This is a genomic window from Bacteroidales bacterium (assembly GCA_031276035.1).
Taxonomy (GTDB): domain Bacteria; phylum Bacteroidota; class Bacteroidia; order Bacteroidales; family BM520; genus RGIG7150.
Map to the genome: position 1 here is coordinate 17,478 of JAISNV010000023.1, position 17,996 is coordinate 35,473.

At 34.1% G+C, this 17,996-nt stretch carries 13 protein-coding genes; 3 read left to right on the forward strand and 10 right to left on the reverse strand.

Annotated features, from left to right (window positions below; all coding sequences use genetic code 11):
* Positions 1–35 precede the first annotated feature (35 nt).
* The 9 genes from LBP67_05430 to LBP67_05470 all read right to left on the reverse strand — a co-directional run bounded on the left by LBP67_05430 (position 36) and on the right by LBP67_05470 (position 12,511).
* Positions 36–2,021 (reverse strand): alpha amylase C-terminal domain-containing protein, encoded by a 1,986-nt coding sequence (locus LBP67_05430; GenBank protein MDR2084417.1) that lies wholly within the window; start codon positions 2,019–2,021, stop codon positions 36–38.
* Positions 2,008–4,290 carry a transglycosylase domain-containing protein gene (locus LBP67_05435; protein ID MDR2084418.1) on the reverse strand — a complete coding sequence of 761 codons (2,283 nt, stop codon included), beginning with the start codon at positions 4,288–4,290 and terminating at the stop codon, positions 2,008–2,010. Before LBP67_05435 ends, LBP67_05430 begins: the two co-directional genes overlap by 14 nt.
* Positions 4,291–4,296: 6 nt before the next feature.
* The gene (locus LBP67_05440; GenBank protein MDR2084419.1) at positions 4,297–4,761 is read right to left on the reverse strand and encodes a gliding motility lipoprotein GldH; all 465 of its coding nucleotides are present in this window, start codon (positions 4,759–4,761) and stop codon (positions 4,297–4,299) included.
* Positions 4,762–4,774: 13 nt separating this feature from the next.
* Positions 4,775–5,881, reverse strand: a complete 1,107-nt coding sequence (locus LBP67_05445) for a hypothetical protein (GenBank protein MDR2084420.1) — start codon at positions 5,879–5,881, stop codon at positions 4,775–4,777.
* A gap of 4 nt (positions 5,882–5,885) precedes the next feature.
* Entirely contained in the window at positions 5,886–7,019 is a 1,134-nt protein-coding gene (locus LBP67_05450; protein ID MDR2084421.1) for a hypothetical protein, read from the reverse strand.
* Entirely contained in the window at positions 7,009–9,558 is a 2,550-nt protein-coding gene (locus LBP67_05455; GenBank protein MDR2084422.1) for a glycoside hydrolase family 2 protein, read from the reverse strand. Before LBP67_05455 ends, LBP67_05450 begins: the two co-directional genes overlap by 11 nt.
* Before the next feature lie 160 nt (positions 9,559–9,718).
* Positions 9,719–10,747 carry a phenylalanine--tRNA ligase subunit alpha gene (gene pheS / locus LBP67_05460; protein MDR2084423.1) on the reverse strand — a complete coding sequence of 343 codons (1,029 nt, stop codon included), beginning with the start codon at positions 10,745–10,747 and terminating at the stop codon, positions 9,719–9,721.
* 6 nt (positions 10,748–10,753) lie between these two features.
* Positions 10,754–11,581, reverse strand: a complete 828-nt coding sequence (locus LBP67_05465; protein MDR2084424.1) for a peptidylprolyl isomerase — start codon at positions 11,579–11,581, stop codon at positions 10,754–10,756.
* Positions 11,582–11,671: 90 nt separating this feature from the next.
* Positions 11,672–12,511, reverse strand: coding sequence for a peptidylprolyl isomerase (locus tag LBP67_05470; GenBank protein ID MDR2084425.1), 840 nt, complete (start codon positions 12,509–12,511; stop codon positions 11,672–11,674).
* Between the two features lie 237 nt (positions 12,512–12,748).
* Between LBP67_05470 and LBP67_05475 the strand changes: the two genes are divergently transcribed.
* From LBP67_05475 to LBP67_05485, 3 genes are read left to right on the forward strand one after another with little or no spacing between them, the layout of a single operon-like run.
* The gene (locus LBP67_05475; GenBank protein ID MDR2084426.1) at positions 12,749–14,176 is read left to right on the forward strand and encodes a HAMP domain-containing histidine kinase; all 1,428 of its coding nucleotides are present in this window, start codon (positions 12,749–12,751) and stop codon (positions 14,174–14,176) included.
* A 20-nt stretch (positions 14,177–14,196) separates the two neighbouring features.
* Positions 14,197–14,895, forward strand: coding sequence for a response regulator transcription factor (locus LBP67_05480; protein MDR2084427.1), 699 nt, complete (start codon positions 14,197–14,199; stop codon positions 14,893–14,895).
* Between the two features lie 18 nt (positions 14,896–14,913).
* Complete coding sequence (locus tag LBP67_05485; GenBank protein MDR2084428.1) at positions 14,914–16,302, forward strand: aminopeptidase P family protein; 1,389 nt, start codon at positions 14,914–14,916, stop codon at positions 16,300–16,302.
* 84 nt (positions 16,303–16,386) lie between these two features.
* Here the strand turns inward: LBP67_05485 and LBP67_05490 are convergent, their stop codons facing one another.
* Positions 16,387–17,871, reverse strand: a complete 1,485-nt coding sequence (locus LBP67_05490) for a T9SS type A sorting domain-containing protein (GenBank protein MDR2084429.1) — start codon at positions 17,869–17,871, stop codon at positions 16,387–16,389.
* Positions 17,872–17,996 lie beyond the last annotated feature (125 nt).

Sequence of the window (17,996 nt, forward strand, 5' to 3'; positions counted from 1 at the left end):
CATATATAAATGTAGTTAATAACTATAACCTCTTACTACTTTTTAACAAGCACGATTCCCGTTCTCGCGGGTAAATATAAACTTATGAAATTCTTACTGCCTTTGGCTTGGGTAAAATGATAGATATTTTCATCTATCCTGCCGAAACCATTAAAATCAATATTATCGGTATTTAATATAACTTTATATTTCCCGGGTGCTGTGTTGAATTTATAATCTTCGAATGATTTATTGGGATTGAAATTGAAGACAAATAAAATTTCGTTACGAACAAATGCCAAAACCTGATCTTTACAATGTTCGTAAATTTTATACGGAAAATTTTCTTTAAAAATATTTTTCTCAATAACCATATTTATCATAGTCGTGTCAAAGTCGGCAAGCATATAGTATCTTAAACTTTTGTTATCGACCAGCGACCATTGTCTGCGTGCGTATTGGTACGACCATTTATTACCTTGTCTGGGAAAATCTATCCATTCCGGATGGCCGAATTCATTGCCCATAAAATTTAAGTATCCTGCTCCGGCGGTCGCTATTGTAATTAATCTCATTATCTTATGTAAAGCGATTCCCCTATCAACAATAAAATTCTTACTGCTGATTGACATCGAATTATACATATATTTATCTATCAAACGGAATATCATGGTTTTATCTCCGACAATAGCTTGATCATGAGATTCCAAATATGAAATTGTTTTCTCATCGGCACGATGGTTTGTAAGTTCGTAATATATATTACTTACATCCCAAAGTTCGTCTTTAACTTCTTTAACCAATTTTATCCAATAATCGGGAACACCCATTGCAAGCCTATAATCAAATCCGAAACCGCCATCATCAATCTCTGCGGCAAGTCCGGGCATACCGCTCATTTCTTCCGCAATTGTTATCGCATCAAAATTAACCTGATGTATCAGTTTATTTGCAAGCATCAGATACACACAAGCATTAATATCTACTGAGCCATCGAAATATTGATTATATGAAGTGAAATTTTTATCTAATCCGTGATGTTCGTAAAGCATGCTTGTTATTCCATCGAAACGAAACCCATCGAATTTATATTCTTGCAACCAAAATTTACAGTTCGATAAAAGGAAATGAAGAACCTCATTTTTACCGTAATCAAAACATTTAGAGTCCCAGGCAGGATGATTTCCTTTGTTGCCGCAATGAAAAAATTGATACTCTGTTCCGTCATATCTGGCAAGTCCTTCAATTTCATTTTTTACAGCATGAGAATGAACCAAATCCATAATAACTTTCAATCCGTGTTCATGAGCCGTATCAATCAACTCCTTCAACTCCTCCGGCGTTCCGAAACGCGATGAAACTGCAAAAAAACTCGAAACATGATATCCGAAAGAGCCGTAATACGGATGTTCTTGAATTGCCATAAGTTGAATAGTGTTATAACCGCCGGCAACAATTCTGGGAAGAACATTATCTTTAAAATCGGTAAACGAATTTACTTTCGGTATTTCTTGTGCCATACCTACGTGTGCTTCATAAATTATCGGATAAAAATGTTCGCTCTCAGGCTGAGAGTATTTCCATTTATATTCTTTCTTAGGATTCCAAATCTGTGCATTAAAAACTTTCGTTGCTTCATCTTGAACTACCCGTGTAGCCCAAGCCGGAATTCTTTCACCTTCACCGCCATCCCATCTGATTAATAACCTGTAAAGATATCCGTGTTGCAAAACTTCTATTTCGACCTGCAATTCCCAATAATCGCCCATTTTTCTGAAAGCAAATTCAGGTAAAACGCGCCAGCCTGAGTGTTCTCCTACCAAAAAAATTTCCGTAGCATTAGGTGCCCATTCCCTAAAAATCCATTTTTCAGAAGTTTTATGACAGCCGAAAAATAAATATCCGTTAGCAAAATCATTTAAAGAATCTACATCTTTTATCAATTCTTTTTCTTTCAAATCATAAGCAGAGAACCTTTCAGAAAATTGTTTTTGATAATCTGAAAGATAAGGGTCGTTTTCAACGATTTTAAAATTCGTCATCGAAGTCGAAGAAGTCTTCATTCTGATTTTGCTTATCATATTTATCGCAATCCACCTCAACAGAAAGCGGTTTTAATGGTTTCTCAAAGTCTCCTTTATATAAATTTATTTTCGGATCGGCGTATAATTTTTTCATATAAATAGCCCAAATAGGCAAGGCGGTATTTGCACCTTGTCCGAGTGCCAAAGTTCTGAAATGCGCTGCTCTGTCTTCGCAGCCCGTCCAAACTCCTGTTACAAGATTCGGTGTTAATCCCATAAACCAGCCGTCCGAATTATTTTGTGTAGTTCCGGTTTTGCCGGCGATCGGATTTGTAAGTGCGTACCGGTTTATTAACCTCACACCGGTTCCCGATTCAACAACGCCTTTCATAAGTTCAATCATAAGATAAGCGGTTTCTTCATCAACAGCTTCCTCTTTGTTCGGAACAAATGATTCTATTAAGTTTCCGTTTCTATCTGTAATTTTTAAAATGAAAATAGGTTCGATATAAACTCCTTTATTGGCAAAAGTATTCATAGCACCCACCATTTCGTATAGTGATAAATCCGCTGTTCCTAAAGAAATTGCAAAATAAGGAGGAATTTCCGACTTCACACCCATTTTCCTTGTCATTTGTATTACCGGTTCCGGACCATATCGTTTTATTAAATGTCCTGTTATCCAGTTATTAGAGTTTGCCAACGCCCACTTTAATGTAACTTCTTCGCCAAGTTTATCTTTTGAATCGTTTCGCGGCTCCCAGAATGTTCCGTCTTCAAGAGGAATGCTAACCTGAACATTAGGTACTCTGCTGCACGGCGACATGTTTCCTTCCTGCATTGCAAGCGTATAAACAAAAGGTTTAAAAGTAGAACCAACTTGCCGTTGCATTTGAGTTACATTATCGTACTGAAAATGATTATAATCCGGACCGCATGCATAAGCTTTCACATAACCTGTTGACGGTTCTACAGACATTAATCCCGTTCTCAAGAAAAACTTGTAATAACGAATCGAGTCCATCGGAGTCATAATAGTATCTATATCTCCTTTCCAAGAAAAAACAGTCATTTTATACGGAGTATTAAATGCTTTTATAATCGAATCCTGCGATGCACCGTCTTGTTTCATCATTCGGTAACGTTCGCTTCTTTTCATCGCCGTATTCAACAAACCCTGAACTTCTTTGGCAGCAACATTATCATTAAAAACAAAAGGTGCATACTTATGTCCTTTCCAATGTTTAAAAAATTCCGGTTGCAAAACGCCGCCTAAATATTCTTCTACGGCTTCTTCAGCATATTTCTGATAACGCGAATCTATTGTAACATAAATCTTTAGCCCGTCGGAATATAAATTATACGAACTGCCGTCTTCCTTAAGATGTGTTTTACACCAAGCCGTCATTTGCTTCCTGATAAGCTCTCTAAAATGTTTTGCCAATCCTGTTGTATGATCAATTCTTCTAAAATGACTCATATTTATCGGAACCTGTGTTAGAGAATCATAAATCTCGTTTGTCAAATAATCATATTTGTTCATTTGTTTCAAAACGATATTTCTTCTTGCAACAGCCCGATCATAATGATTTCTAGGGTTATAATATGATGGTGCTTTCAACATTCCAACCAAAAGTGCAGCTTCATCCGCATTAAGATAAATCGGGTCTTTATCAAAATAAACATTGGAAGCGGCTTTAATTCCGAAAGCATTATTTCCAAAAAACACTGTGTTGAAATACATTGCCATAATTTCCTCTTTGCTGTAATTTCTCTCAAGTTTTACAGCAACAACCCACTCTTTAAACTTAATTAGAGCGATATTCAGTTTACTTTGTTTTTCGCGTGGAAAAAGATTTTTTGCCAACTGCTGGGTTATTGTACTTCCTCCTCCCTTTTTATTAAAAGTAAGGATTCCGAAAGCTACGCGTCCCAAAGAACGGAAATCAATTCCCGAATGTTCGTAAAAACGAGCATCTTCAGTAGCAATCAGAGCGTTAACTAACTCTGGAGACAATTCGGCAAAAGAAACATTAGTACGGTTCTCATAAAAATACTTTCCAATTATAACTCCGTCGCAAGAAATAATTTCGGAGGCAAGATTGGTTTTCGGATTTTCCAATTCTTCAAATGAAGGCATAAATCCTAATTTTCCATTCCAAATCAAAACAAAAACTAAAACAACAATCAAAACTAAAAACAAAAATATCCCCCAAAACCAAAGGATAAACCTTTTTAACCGGTTTTTATTTTCTTTTTCCTTTTTCTTCTGATTTTTATTTGCCATCGAAAACTATTTAGAAATAATAAAGCCCACTTTTTCTATGCCGAAAATATACTCATCCCTCATACCGTGAATGAGTTGTAACGAATAATTACCTTGCTCAGGAAATTTTATATTATTGCCCAACAGGAATTTCGCTTCCTTAGTTTCGCCTATTCCTTTACCCAGAAGTGTTCCTTCCGGAGTACTGAGTATCAATTGAACCGTATCACAAAACAAAGACGAATCGGGATTAAGGCGATGCATAAACAAAAATAAATTTCTGTATTTGTAATCATCATTATGTATAACATTCAGAAAAACAGAATAAATAGCGTCAGTATCATCAATACTAAACTGATAATCCAAAGTATCAAAATAACTCCAGCCTTCCTTCGGAATAGAATAATATTTATCAGTTACATACTTTTTATTGCACGCCGATAAACAGATTGCTATCAGAAAAATGAAGATATATATTTTGCTGTTTTTCATTATTTAAATTGAATTAATCATCGAAACGAGTTAAATCATCCGGAGTAACAATTCCCTCATCAATTTCAAGTCTTTGTTCTTTTTGGAACGCAAAATCTTCAAGATTAGCAGGTTTTTTTCCTTTTTTATTCATTCCGATTATTTCTTTTACCTGATCTATCGGAATAGCCATAATGGAATTATCTTTGGAATTGTCGTAAGAATACCACATGAATTTTCTGAAAACATCACTTTTTACATAAGACGCGTTACCGGCTTCGGTTTGTAAGACAATATTGTTATCAGGAAATTCTTTCAATGCATCGATATAAGTATCATATTCGAAGTTCAAGCAGCATTTTAGTTTACCGCACTGACCGGCAAGTTTTACAGGATTTAATGTAAGTTGTTGTACACGTGCGCTTGATGTGGTAACTGAACAAAATTTTGTTATCCAAGTTGCGCAGCACAGTTCTCTTCCGCAAGAGCCTACGCCGCCCAATCTGCTGGCTTCCTGTCTAATGCCTATTTGTTTCATTTCTATACGAATTTTAAACGTTTCGGCTAAAATCTTTATCAATTCGCGAAAGTCAACACGGTCTTCGGCAGTATAATAAAATGTTGCTTTAGTACCGTCTCCCTGATACTCAACATCATTTAACTTCATATCCAGATTTAAAGATTCAATGATCTCTTTTGTTTTCATCATTGTTTCTTTTTCGCGTTTCACGGCGGAAATCCATTTTTCCATATCATTATATCGAATCTTCCTGTAAATCTTTTTGATGTATTCGGAATCTTCGGTATAACCTTTTTTATATAACTGAAACTTGGCAACCATTCCGGTAGCTGCCACAATTCCTATATCATGACCGGGAGTTGCTTCCACTGCGATAATATCACCTACTTTTAATTTCAAATCGTCGGAAGTTCTGTAAAATCCTTTGCTGGTATTTTTAAACCGTACTTCGTAGATATCAAGTTTCTTTTCACTTTGAGCTTCGGGAGTATCCTCCAGCCAGTCGAAAACGCTCAATTTTGCACATGTATTTTTATAACAGTTACATGCTTCTTGTTGAGCCGCCGGTTCTTTTACAAAGCCTCTTGATAAAAAATCGTTTTCTATATTGTTGTTTTCCATGGTTTTATTGTTTAAAAGCTCTACATAATGAAACGGTCAAATTAAGCATTATCAGCGGAATAAAGCCGTTTCTTTTTATGTGACTTATTGCATTTTCTATATAATTATCAAATATTGCAATATTATCGCAACGAACAAATTTTGCAAATTTAGTAAAAGTTAGTTCATTTTCTCCGTTAACAGGTATTAAAAATTCGTTTGTTTCATTATAAAACAAAGCTTGTCGCAAATATGTCAGAGAATTCTTTAAGAACATAACACAAGATTCGCGACCGTTTTTGGAAATTTCTTCCGCAAAAGGAATTATTTCCATCATATTAGGACGCAAGCATATACGCATCCATTGGATAAATAAATCAAAAGACATAAGCGGATCTTCAGGAGAAAGAGCTGTTTTTATAGCCAAAGACGCATTTCCATCTGTGCTCTCGGAAATTTTATAAGCCTCATTTATATCTATTTCGTAATTATTTACCAAAATATTTCTAACATCTTCATTGGTATATTCAGGAATATTTACAACTTGTACTCTCGAAATAATAGTGTCGAGAATGGCATCTTTATTTTCAGTAATAATGAGAAACAAAGTATTTTCAGGCGGTTCTTCCAAAATTTTTAAAATCTTCGGAGCCGCCGCATGAAAGATAGTTTCCGCCATCCAAAGAACCATTATTTTGTAATTCGAATCATAAGAAGTGTAATTCAATGTTTTAATGATTCCATTACAATCGTTTGTATTTATAATTGCCTGTCCCGATTCGATTCTGATTTCATTTGTCCAATCATAAAAAGTTCCCAGACCATTCCAGGTTTCAACAAAACTTCGCCATTCATCCATAAAATCAACACTCATCGGTTCTTTCACTTTTTTCAGTTTTGAATTTCCGACAGGAAATATGAAATGAAGATCGGGATAAGCTAATTTTGAGATTTGTGTACATGAAGGGCATTTACCGCAAGCATCGCCGTTATTTCTATTTTTACAATTTAAGTAAGTTGCAAAAGCTAAAGCAAGCTGTAACTTAGCGGAACCTTCCGGCCCATTAAAAAGTAACGCATGACTGATTCTTTTATCATCAATCATGTGTATTAATTTGCGTTTTATATAATCGTTGCCTTGAACTTCGCTAAAAAGCATCTGAATATGACTTAATTTTAAAAATAGGCTCTATATTATTTTCGGGAGTAAAGGTAATAATTTTCTCTGAATTCGGCAGAAGATCAAAATAATTATCTGAAAATTCACCGTTTTCCGAAGAACTAATATAAATATTCTTAGATAAAACGCCACTTTTGACGTTTATGGTATATCCATTTTTTGTTTTTTGAATCGAAAGATTAATTTCGGATTCTGGCAATTTTAAGTTTTTAGGATAGGTAAGATATTGCACTTTTGTTAATTTGACATCCTGATTGTCACCTGTAAAACTCAACAGAACAAATAGTTCATCAGCTTTAGCCGTAAAATCTCTACGGATAGGATAATAACAAACTCTTGATGAAGTATTACTTGCGGCTGTAACATAATTAACAATATCTTTTCTTAAAACATTTCCGAAAAAATCTACAACTTCAATTACAAGTTGTCCGTTAATATCTTCGAGTAAATCGGAAACCAAATAAACAGCAAGCGTATCCGATTGCATTTCGCTTGCAAGAATGATTTCCTCAAATATATTTTTCGCAGTATAATACAATGCTTTTTTATTGCCGTAATAATCTATACTACTCCATGAAGCCACCGGCCAGCAATCGTTGATTTGCCAATATAAGGTTCCCATACAATGCGGCGTTCTGATTCTGTGAGTTTCCAAAGCATCACCTACACCGTATGCTTGCAACAACTGACTAACATAAAGATAATCTTCAAATTTTTCAGGTACACCGAAATACTTTTCCATATAATTGGTAATGATTTCAATTCCCCTTCCGTGTTTCTGATGATTTCTCATCACCTGAGAATTTATATTCCAATCTTCTTCGACGGTGAATTTTTTTACCGATGAAAAATCGGGATATGATTGGAATCCGAATTCCGACATAAACCTGCCTGTTTTTTCTTTCCATATTTCGAAAGGCAGTTCGCCCCACCAAACACCCCAGTAGTGTGAATCTCCTTCGGTACAGCATTCTTTATGCCCCCAACCCCACAAAGGAGAAGAAGAATGATAGGAAATTTTCGGATCGTATTGTTTAACCGCTTCTGCTAATATTTTATGAAAAAGTGTTTCATAAGCTAAGTAAATTTCCTCACGTTGGGCAGGAGTGTAATCGTTTTGCCAACCCCAATCTTCCCAGCCGTTTTTTACTTCATTATTTCCACACCACAAAGCAATACACGGATGATTTCTCAAACGAAGAATCTGTTCTTTTGCTTCGATTTCGACATTCTTCTGAAATTCTTCATCACCTGGATAAAGAGCGCAAGCAAAGATAAAATCTTGCCAAATTAAAATTCCGAGTTCGTCGCAGGAATCGTAAAACTCATCATCTTCATAAATACCGCCGCCCCAAATGCGCAACATGTTAAAATTCGAATTTTTACAATCTTCAATAAGTTTGTAATGACTTTCTTTACTTCTATTAACAGGAAAACTTTCAGACGGAATATAATTCGCACCTTTCATAAAAACGGGAATTCCATTAACATGAAACTCGAATTTCGAGCCTATTTCATCTTTGTCTGTAACAAGTTCAATTGTACGAATCCCTATTTTCTGCTCAGCAACATCATAATAATCTGAATCTCCAATCATTATTTTTATTTCGTACATATTTTGTTCTCCCAATCCGTTTGGCCACCAAAGTTTCGGATTTTCAATTTCAGCAAAAAATTCGATGACATTATTTCCTTCCAAAATATTTTTTTTGCTTGAAGTTATTTTTTTATCGTTAATAAAAATATTAACATCAACCCTTTCGGATAAATCCGATTGGAGCTCGGTTATTAATTTTAGGATAGCTTTATTATCTTCGACAGATTCCGTATAGACTTGGAAAGTGTTTATTTTGATGTTATTCCAAGCTTCAAAATAAACCGGTTTCCAAATTCCGCTTGTAATCAAAACCGGTCCCCAATCCCAACCCGATTGATATGGGGCTTTACGTGTAAAAGCTCTTTCGTCGGGAAGTTGATAATCTAATTGAGCCGCTTTTTTTCCGTCAATTTCCGCCGGTTGAAAAAATTCGATTAATAATTCATTATCCGTATCTTTAATATTTTCAGGAAAATCATATTTCCATTCTCTAAACATATTGAAAGCAGAAAACTCAGAATCTTCGCACTTTATCAATTCTCCGTTAATATAAACATTCGCGTAAGTATCAAGTCCTTCAAAAACAAGTTTAACATTATCGGCAATTGGAATATCTTTTTTATCAAACGATTTTTTATAAATCCAATTTCTTTCCGAAACCCATTGAACTTCTTTTTCATTATCACGATAAAACGGATCTTCAATAATATTGTGTTTCATCAAATCAAGATGAATACAACCGGGCACATTAGCAGTAAAATTTTTGTCATCATAAACAAATTCCCAAGCTTCATTAAAAAATATTATTTCCTTAGCGGGTTTTTTATTATCACATGAGAAAAAAACTATCCCAAACAATACAAATAAAGCAGTAAACAGAATAGAGTTACTAATATATCTTCCGGAAATTGGCATGTTCATATTTATTTGTTTTTCAAAGATTCAAAAGTTTCGGATACCGAACTTCGGTTTCACAGTTATTATTTCAAATAATATGAGTTTTCATGAAAACAGTTAATTGTCGAGCCGGTTAACTATTCATAAAGTATTTTATCGTTTGAAATTATTTTCAATCGGATTATCAGGCTCTTTCGAATTGACTTAAAAACCTTGTGTCATTATCAAAATACAATCTTATATCATTAACTTGATATTTCAACATTGTAATACGTTCGATTCCCATTCCGAAAGCATAACCTGAGTATTCGTTAGGATTTATATTACAATTTTCCAAAACGTTGGGATCTACCATTCCGCAACCAAGTATTTCCACCCAACCTGTATGTTTACAGATATTACAACCTTTACCGCCGCAAATGTTGCAAGAAATATCCATCTCAGCCGAGGGTTCGGTAAACGGGAAATAAGAAGGTCTCAATCTTATTTTAGTTTCCTTCCCGAACAATTCTTCGGCAAAATACATCAAAATTTGTTTAAGATCTTTGAAAGAAACATTTTTGTCGATATAAAGTCCTTCAACTTGATGAAAGATACAATGGGCACGTGCGGAAATAGCTTCATTACGGAAAACTCTTCCTGGAAAAAGTGTTCGTACCGGCATTTTGTTTGTTTCCATATATCTGATTTGGACAGAAGAAGTATGAGTACGCAAAGCAATATCCTTATCAATGAAGAAAGTATCTTGCATATCCCGGGCAGGATGTTCCGGCGGAAAGTTCAATGCCGTAAACAAATGCCAATCGTCTTCGATTTCCGGACCTTCAGCGATCGAAAAACCTATTTTGGAAAAGATATCTATAATTTCATTGCGAACAATAGACAACGGATGCCTTGAACCATTACCCATAAGTTCAATATTCCTTGTCATATCATTAATTGAACTTTCTTTTTGAAAAGAAGCCTTTTTTATTTCTTCTTCAAAAAACTTAAGTCTTTCCTGCGCAAGATATTTCAACTCATTCAAACGTTGCCCTAATTCTTTTTTTTCTTCGGGGCTAACATTTCTGAAGTCGTTAAACAGCATTTGTATTTCACCCTTTTTACTAAGATATCTTTGTTTAAAGTATTCGGTAAGATCTGAAATATCCTTACCGGTACTTAAAATATAATCTTCAATTTCCGATTGAAGTTTTTCGATTTTATCTCTCATATATTATTATTTCTTTATAATCTCAATCCTCATTTTCACGTCTTCCTGCGGACGGTCGAAAGAAAGAGTTTTTACAGCAGCTATTTTATCAATAACGTCAAGGCCTTCAATAACTTCTCCGAAAACAGTGTAATTATTGTCAAGATGCGGAGTTCCACCGACAGTAGTATAAGCTTCGATTTGCTCAGGAGTTAATTTCCAACTGTCATCTTTCTCAAGTATAGCATCAAGTTTAGGTTCAATCTGTCTAATAACATTCATATATGCATTCTGATCCTGAGCTTGTTGAGCTGCGGCAAGCTGCTCGGCATACTTAGCATTTGCAGGATCCTGAAGAAATTTATTATAAACATCTTGCATTTTACCTTGTCTCTTGCCTTCCTGCATTTGATTAACTTTACTTTTATCGTAAAGAACACCTTGCACAATATAGAATTGTGAGCCTGAGGAGCGTTTCTCAGGATTTACCTGATCGCCTTGACGGGCAGCGGAAAGAGCACCTTTTTTATGATAATATTGAGGTAAGATTTCGGCTTCGAGTGTATATCCCGGACCGCCGGAACCTAAAGACTTTGCAGGACCTGCATTTCTTGAGTCGGGATCACCGCCTTGAATCATAAAATCCTTTATAACTCTATGGAAAAGAAGGTCATTATAAAATCCTTCTTCCGCTAATTTCAAAAAGTTAGCTTTATGGATAGGAGTTTCGTCATATAATATCACAACTATATCGCCATAATCCGTATGAATAATAACATCGCCTTGTTGCTTGGTCTGACCTTTTGCCGCAATTATAATAAATACAGCAATAGCCATCAAAAAAAGTTTTTTCATATTTTGTTTGTTTTATTTTGGGATTGATGGAAAATACTAAATTAAGTCTTAATTTTTCTTATTAAGATTATTTCCATCGTATTGGTTTCATTATTTCTTTATAACCTCCATTGTCATTTTTACATCCTTCTTTGGACGGTCACCCTGTTGTGTTTCCACAGCAGCTATTTTATCAATAACATCGAGTCCTTCAATAACTTCACCGAACACAGTATAATTATTATCAAGATGAGGAGTTCCACCGATTGTAGTATAGGTATTAATCTGTTCGGGAGTTAATTTCCAGCTGCCGTCTTCCTCAAGCATAGCATCAAGTTTGGGTTCAATTTCAACAATTACATTCATGTATGCATCCTGATCCTGATTCATTTGGGCGGCTTGAAGTAGTTCAAGGTAATGAGTATTTTCAGGGGCTTGTATAAAATTGACGAAAACTTCCTGCATTTTCGAATTTTTTCTGCTTTCTTCTATTTGTTCGATTTGGTCATTACTGAAAACGTTTCCTTGCACAATATAGAATTGCGAACCGGATGAGCGTTTCTCGGGATTCATTTGATCTCCCTGACGAGCAGCGGAAAGAGCGCCTTTTTTATGATAATATTGAGGACGAAATTCAGCTTCAAGAGTATAACCAGGACCGCCGGAACCCAATTGTTTCGATGGATCCGCATTTTTTGATTCAGGATCACCGCCCTGAATCATAAATGTATTGATAACTCTATGAAACAAAAGATCATTATAAAATCCTTCTTCCGCTAATTTTAAAAAATTCGCTTTATGTATCGGGGTTTCATCATACAATTTTACCACCATGTCTCCGTATTCGGTATGTATTATTACATCACCTTGTGTTTTGTTTTGTTTTTTTGTTTGGCAAGATGTTGCCATTACACTAAATATTGTAATCATTACTAAAAATAAATTTTTCATATCTTGTTTTTTATAGACTAAATTTTAATATTATATCGCAAAGTAAACAAACGAATAAATATACATAATAATTATTTTGTTTATGTTTGATTTTTTGATATTAAAAATACTTTTGACAAGTCCTATTTTCATAGGAATATACCACAACTAAGTTAACTTGCAAAGATAGGAATTTTATACTAATTTTTAGTTAAAAAATTATGGGTCACCACAAAAAATGTTAAAAGCCTATTTGAAATGTTAAAATATTCTACCTTTGTATCTCAAATGAAAAATTTAACGATAAAACTCTGGGCGATAGTACTTGTGGTTTCAATCATATTAACGATTGGAGTGCAATGTTATTGGATAATTACAACATTCAAAATAGAGACAAAAGAATTTCGTAGAGAGGTTTTCGTATCAATGTTTGATGTTGTGTGGAATTTGGACAGAACCGAAACCTCGAATTTTCTCTTAGAATATCAAAAAACAGAAAATAATCAATCCGATGATTTCAATTCATTTGCAAATAAATGTACCGTTGAAGATGATGATATTGACAAATTAGGATTCTTTATCAAGAAATCCATTTTAATCGACGATTATCTTGAAAATTTATACAAACAAACACAGAACAGATTAATTGAAGAAAGAATAGATTCTAATACTTTAGATTCTTTGATAGTTATTTCTTTTAATCTGAGAAACCTTCCTGGCGATTATCAATACGCTGTCTATCATCCGCTTAGAGATACTTTGTTTTTCACAAAGAATGTTATTGACAAGGAAGACTTCATAAAAAACGCACAAAGGGTCGAGTTGTTTTCATCGGATACGAGAAAAAATCCTGCTTATCTTTTAGTCTATTTCCCAAATCAAATCAGGAATATCGTTGACCAAATATTACCTATGGCATTATTCAGTTTATGTTTGCTGATAATAACTTCCGTTGCGTTTATTGCGGTTTTCAGACTTCTTTATAAACAAAGAAAGTTAGCTGAAATTGAGAATGATTTCATCAATAACATGACTCATGAGTTTAAAACCCCGATATCGACTGTTGCATTGGCCGGAGAAGCTTTGAGCGATCCTGTAATTCAGAAACATCCTGTTCTAATGAATCAATATATTAATATTATTCGTGAAGAAAATAATCGATTGGGATTGATGGCTGAGAAAATCCTCACAACCGCAACAATGGATAAAGGAAAACTGAAACTTAAGAAAGAGTATATTAATGCCAATGAGATTATTTCCGATGTTGCACAAAAGTTTGAAATGCAAATAGAAATCAAAGACGGAATTATTTCTCTTGATTTAACTTCGCAACCTACAACTATTTATGCGGATAAGATGCATTTCACAAATCTGATCTCAAATCTTCTTGACAATGCAAACAAATATTCTCCCAAGAAACCGGAGATAAAAATTATAACCAAAGTTACAAATAATCTTTTGACAATAGCCGTTAAAGATAACGGAATAGGTATTTCAAAACCTGATCAAAAGAAGATTTTTGAAAAATTGTACAGAGTTCCTTCGGGTAACGTTCATAATTTCAAAGGTTTCGGACTTGGTTTGAGTTACGTTCAATCTATCGTAACCGCCCATAACGGAACTGTAAGTGTTGAAAGTGAGTTGGGTAAAGGCTCAACATTTTTTGTCTATTTACCGATAAAATAAACCCCAAAAATTATACTACTATGGAAATTGAACCATTAAAAATCTTATTAGCAGAAGACGATCCCAATTTAGGAAGTATTCTTCAATCTTACATGGAAGCAAAAGGCTATCCTGCAAAACTATACGTTAATGGTGAGGAAGCATTGAACGCATACAAAAACGAACATTTCGATTTTTTGGTTTTGGATGTGATGATGCCGGTAAAAGACGGTTTCACCTTGGCAAAAGAAATTAGAGCTACCGACTCTAAAATTCCTATTCTATTCCTTACTGCGAAAGCAATGGAAGAAGATAAACGCTTAGGTTACGAAATAGGTGCTGATGATTATCTCACAAAACCTTTTAGCATGGACGAATTGCTTATGAAAATCGAAGCAATATCCCGTCGTTGTAATCCTTACGGAGCCACAAGCAGTAATATTTTCAAAATCGGAAAATACACTTTCGATTATACAAAACAAACTTTGGAATTTGAAGGTAATGTCCAAAAATTAACTTCCCGCGAATCAGATCTTTTAAAACTCTTATGTATCAGTAAAAATGATATTTTGGACAGAAGTTTCGCTCTGAAGAAAATTTGGCTTGACGACAGTTATTTTAATGCCCGTAGCATGGATGTTTATGTAGCTAAACTTAGAAAGTATCTCAGCGGCGATCCTAACATTTCTATCATGAATGTTCACGGTATAGGATTTAAACTTGTTGATGCAACCGAATAATAATTTAAAATATTGAAGATGTTTGACAAGTCTGTTTATATCCGCCGAAGAAACAATTTGCAACAAAAAGTTTCTTCGGGAATAATTTTGATTCTCGGTAACAACGAAGTTGCTTTCAATTATCCAAGTAATACTTATAAATGGCGTCAAGACAGTAATTTTTCCTATTTTTTCGGAATAAACTTGCAAGGTCTCGCCGGAATTATTGATATCGACTCTAATGAACATATTATCTTCGGTAACGAACTTACTTTGGATGATATCATTTGGATGGGTCCGCAACCGACTTTAAAGGATAATGCCTCAAAAGTCGGAGTTACAAAAACTAAAGAATATACCGAGTTAAAACCGTATCTTGATAAAGTTATCAAGCAAGGAAGGAAAATAAATTTCCTTCCTGCTTATAGAGGAGAGCATTTCATTGAGCTCGAAAACCTACTCGGAATAAATCATACGGTTATTAACAAATATGTTTCTCTTGAACTTATTAAAGCCGTTATCTCCTTGAGGGAAATTAAGGAAGATATTGAAATTGTAGAAATTGAAAGAGCAGTGAATGTTGCTTATGAAATGCACGTTACCGCAATGAAGATGGCAAAGCCCGGTATTTACGAGCATGAAATTGCCGGAACTATTGAAGGAATTGCCTTAAAATACGGCGGAAGTGTTTCTTTTCCTGTAATTCTTTCCATTAACGGACAAATTCTTCATAATCATGAACATCATAATTTGCTGAAAGAAGGCAGAATGCTTGTTGTTGATGCCGGAGCCGAAACAGATACTTTGTACGATAGTGATATTACACGCTCTACGCCTGTTGGCGGAAAATTCAACAACAGACAAAAAGCTATCTATGAAGCTGTCCTCGCCGCAAACATGAAAGGAATTGAAAATATTAAACCGGGACATTCAAACGTTGAAAATCATATTGCCGCCGTCAGTATTTTGTTGGAACATCTCAAAGGCTTGAGTATGATTAAAGGTAATGTTCAGGATGCTGTAATGGCAGGTGCAGGCGGATTTTTCATGCCGCACGGACTGGGCCATCAATTGGGAATGGATGTTCACGACATGGAAGGCTTCGGAGAAGATTTGGTTGGTTATGATGAAAAACACAAACGTAGTTCTATTACTGGTATCAGGTCTTTACGTATGGGCAAAGAATTGAAGCCAGGACATGTTTTTACTGTTGAACCGGGTTGTTACTTTATTCCTGCCCTATTCGATAAATGGAAAGGCGAAGGTTTATGCAAAGAGTTCATCAATTACGATGAAGTTGAAAAATACCTTGATTTCGGTGGAATAAGAATCGAAGATAATGTTCTTGTAACTCCCGACGGACATAAAGTTTTAGGCAAACCTATACCTAAGACTGTGGAAGAGGTTGAAGCGATTGCTAAACAATAATCGAAGAGTTTTAATTAACCCTTTATTTTAAATTTATTTTGAAGGGTAAAGACGTAAGAATTTTACATCTTTACCCTTGTTTTTTTATTGTTTTATAATCTTATCGGTTATAACGCCCTTATCTGTTGTAACATGTAAAATATACATTCCCGACGGAAGGTTTTCGATATTTATCTTCGAAACATTTGTTTGCATTATCTTTTTTCCTGTAAGATTAAAAATAGAAACAGATTCAATTTCACAATCGTTAGTAGAAATGTTTATTTCATTTGTTGCTGGATTCGGATAAAAGGAAATATCTTTTTTAGATGTAATTACATCATCAATACCGAACGGATTAGAAGCTTTGGTGTAAGATATTTCTATTTTATGGCAATATCTTGATAATTCGCTTTTCCCATTATTATAATATAAATATATCTCGCCATTAGCAATATCCCACTGTTGGTCAATCCATCGCCAAAAATCGCCAAAAATAGGATTATTATTTTCATCATAAGAAAAATTAGTTTTGTCTCCGTCTATCCAATTATTATTTCCCCAATCTTGATATAAACTGGATATTAAATTATTGTTTTGATATGTATGAACATATCTATGAATATTAACCCATTCATTATCCCACGCTTGAGTTAATTCATTAATCATATTATTATTTTGATCATAAGTATATGAATATAACATGTCTTTAATCCATCCGTTATTCCACCATACTTCATAAAGTTCGGTCAACATATTTTTGTTATTATCATAAGTAAGTAACGTCCGCTCATAATTTTCCCATTCATCTCCGTTCCATTCTTGAAATATAACTAAAACTATATTGTTATTTTGATCATATTCAGCAAAAGCATATTCCCAATTTTCCCATTCACTACCATCCCATTCCTGGTATAAAGATGATAAAATATTATTTTTATTATCGTAAGTATAAGAATACATTTCTCCGTTAATCCAAACGCCTTCATCCCAATATTGAGACTTTTCCGTTAATAAATTGTTGGAATTATCATACGTATTAACAATTTGCTCAATGTTTTCCCAACTATTACCTGTCCATTCTTGATAAGTCTCCGACAATAAATTATTATTATTATCATAAGTAATAACTAAATAAGAATCATTAACCCATTGATTATTGCTCCATTCTTGATCTAAAGCAGTTAATATATCATTGTTATGATTATAAGTATATGTAATAAAAGTAGAATTATACAATACGTTATCATAATAATACTGCATCAACTCCGTCAAAATGTTATTCTTACTATCATAAGTAAAAGAAAACATTTGTTGTGTTACCCATTCATCGTTTTCCTGATTTTGTATGGTGCGAACAGATAAATATCCGTTATCATTATAAGTATAAACCTCCCTTGAGTTAATATATTCAAAATATCCATAATCAAAATAATAGATCCAAATAGTATCCGGTTCCCACCAGTCTTCGGAAATAACCATTTTATTTGCACCGGATTTAACAATTAATAAGTTTGAATGGCTTAATGTTTTGTCATTAACCTTTTCCGAAAGTGATTTTTTCTTCTGAAAGGTTTCAAATGGTTTCATTGGTGTAAATGTTTGGGCCTCTGCATTGAACCCAATAATAATTAACAATACCATTAAAAGTGTCAAAGAATTTTTCATAGTTTAAGTATTTAAATTTTATATTTGCAAAGATAGTGTTTATATTC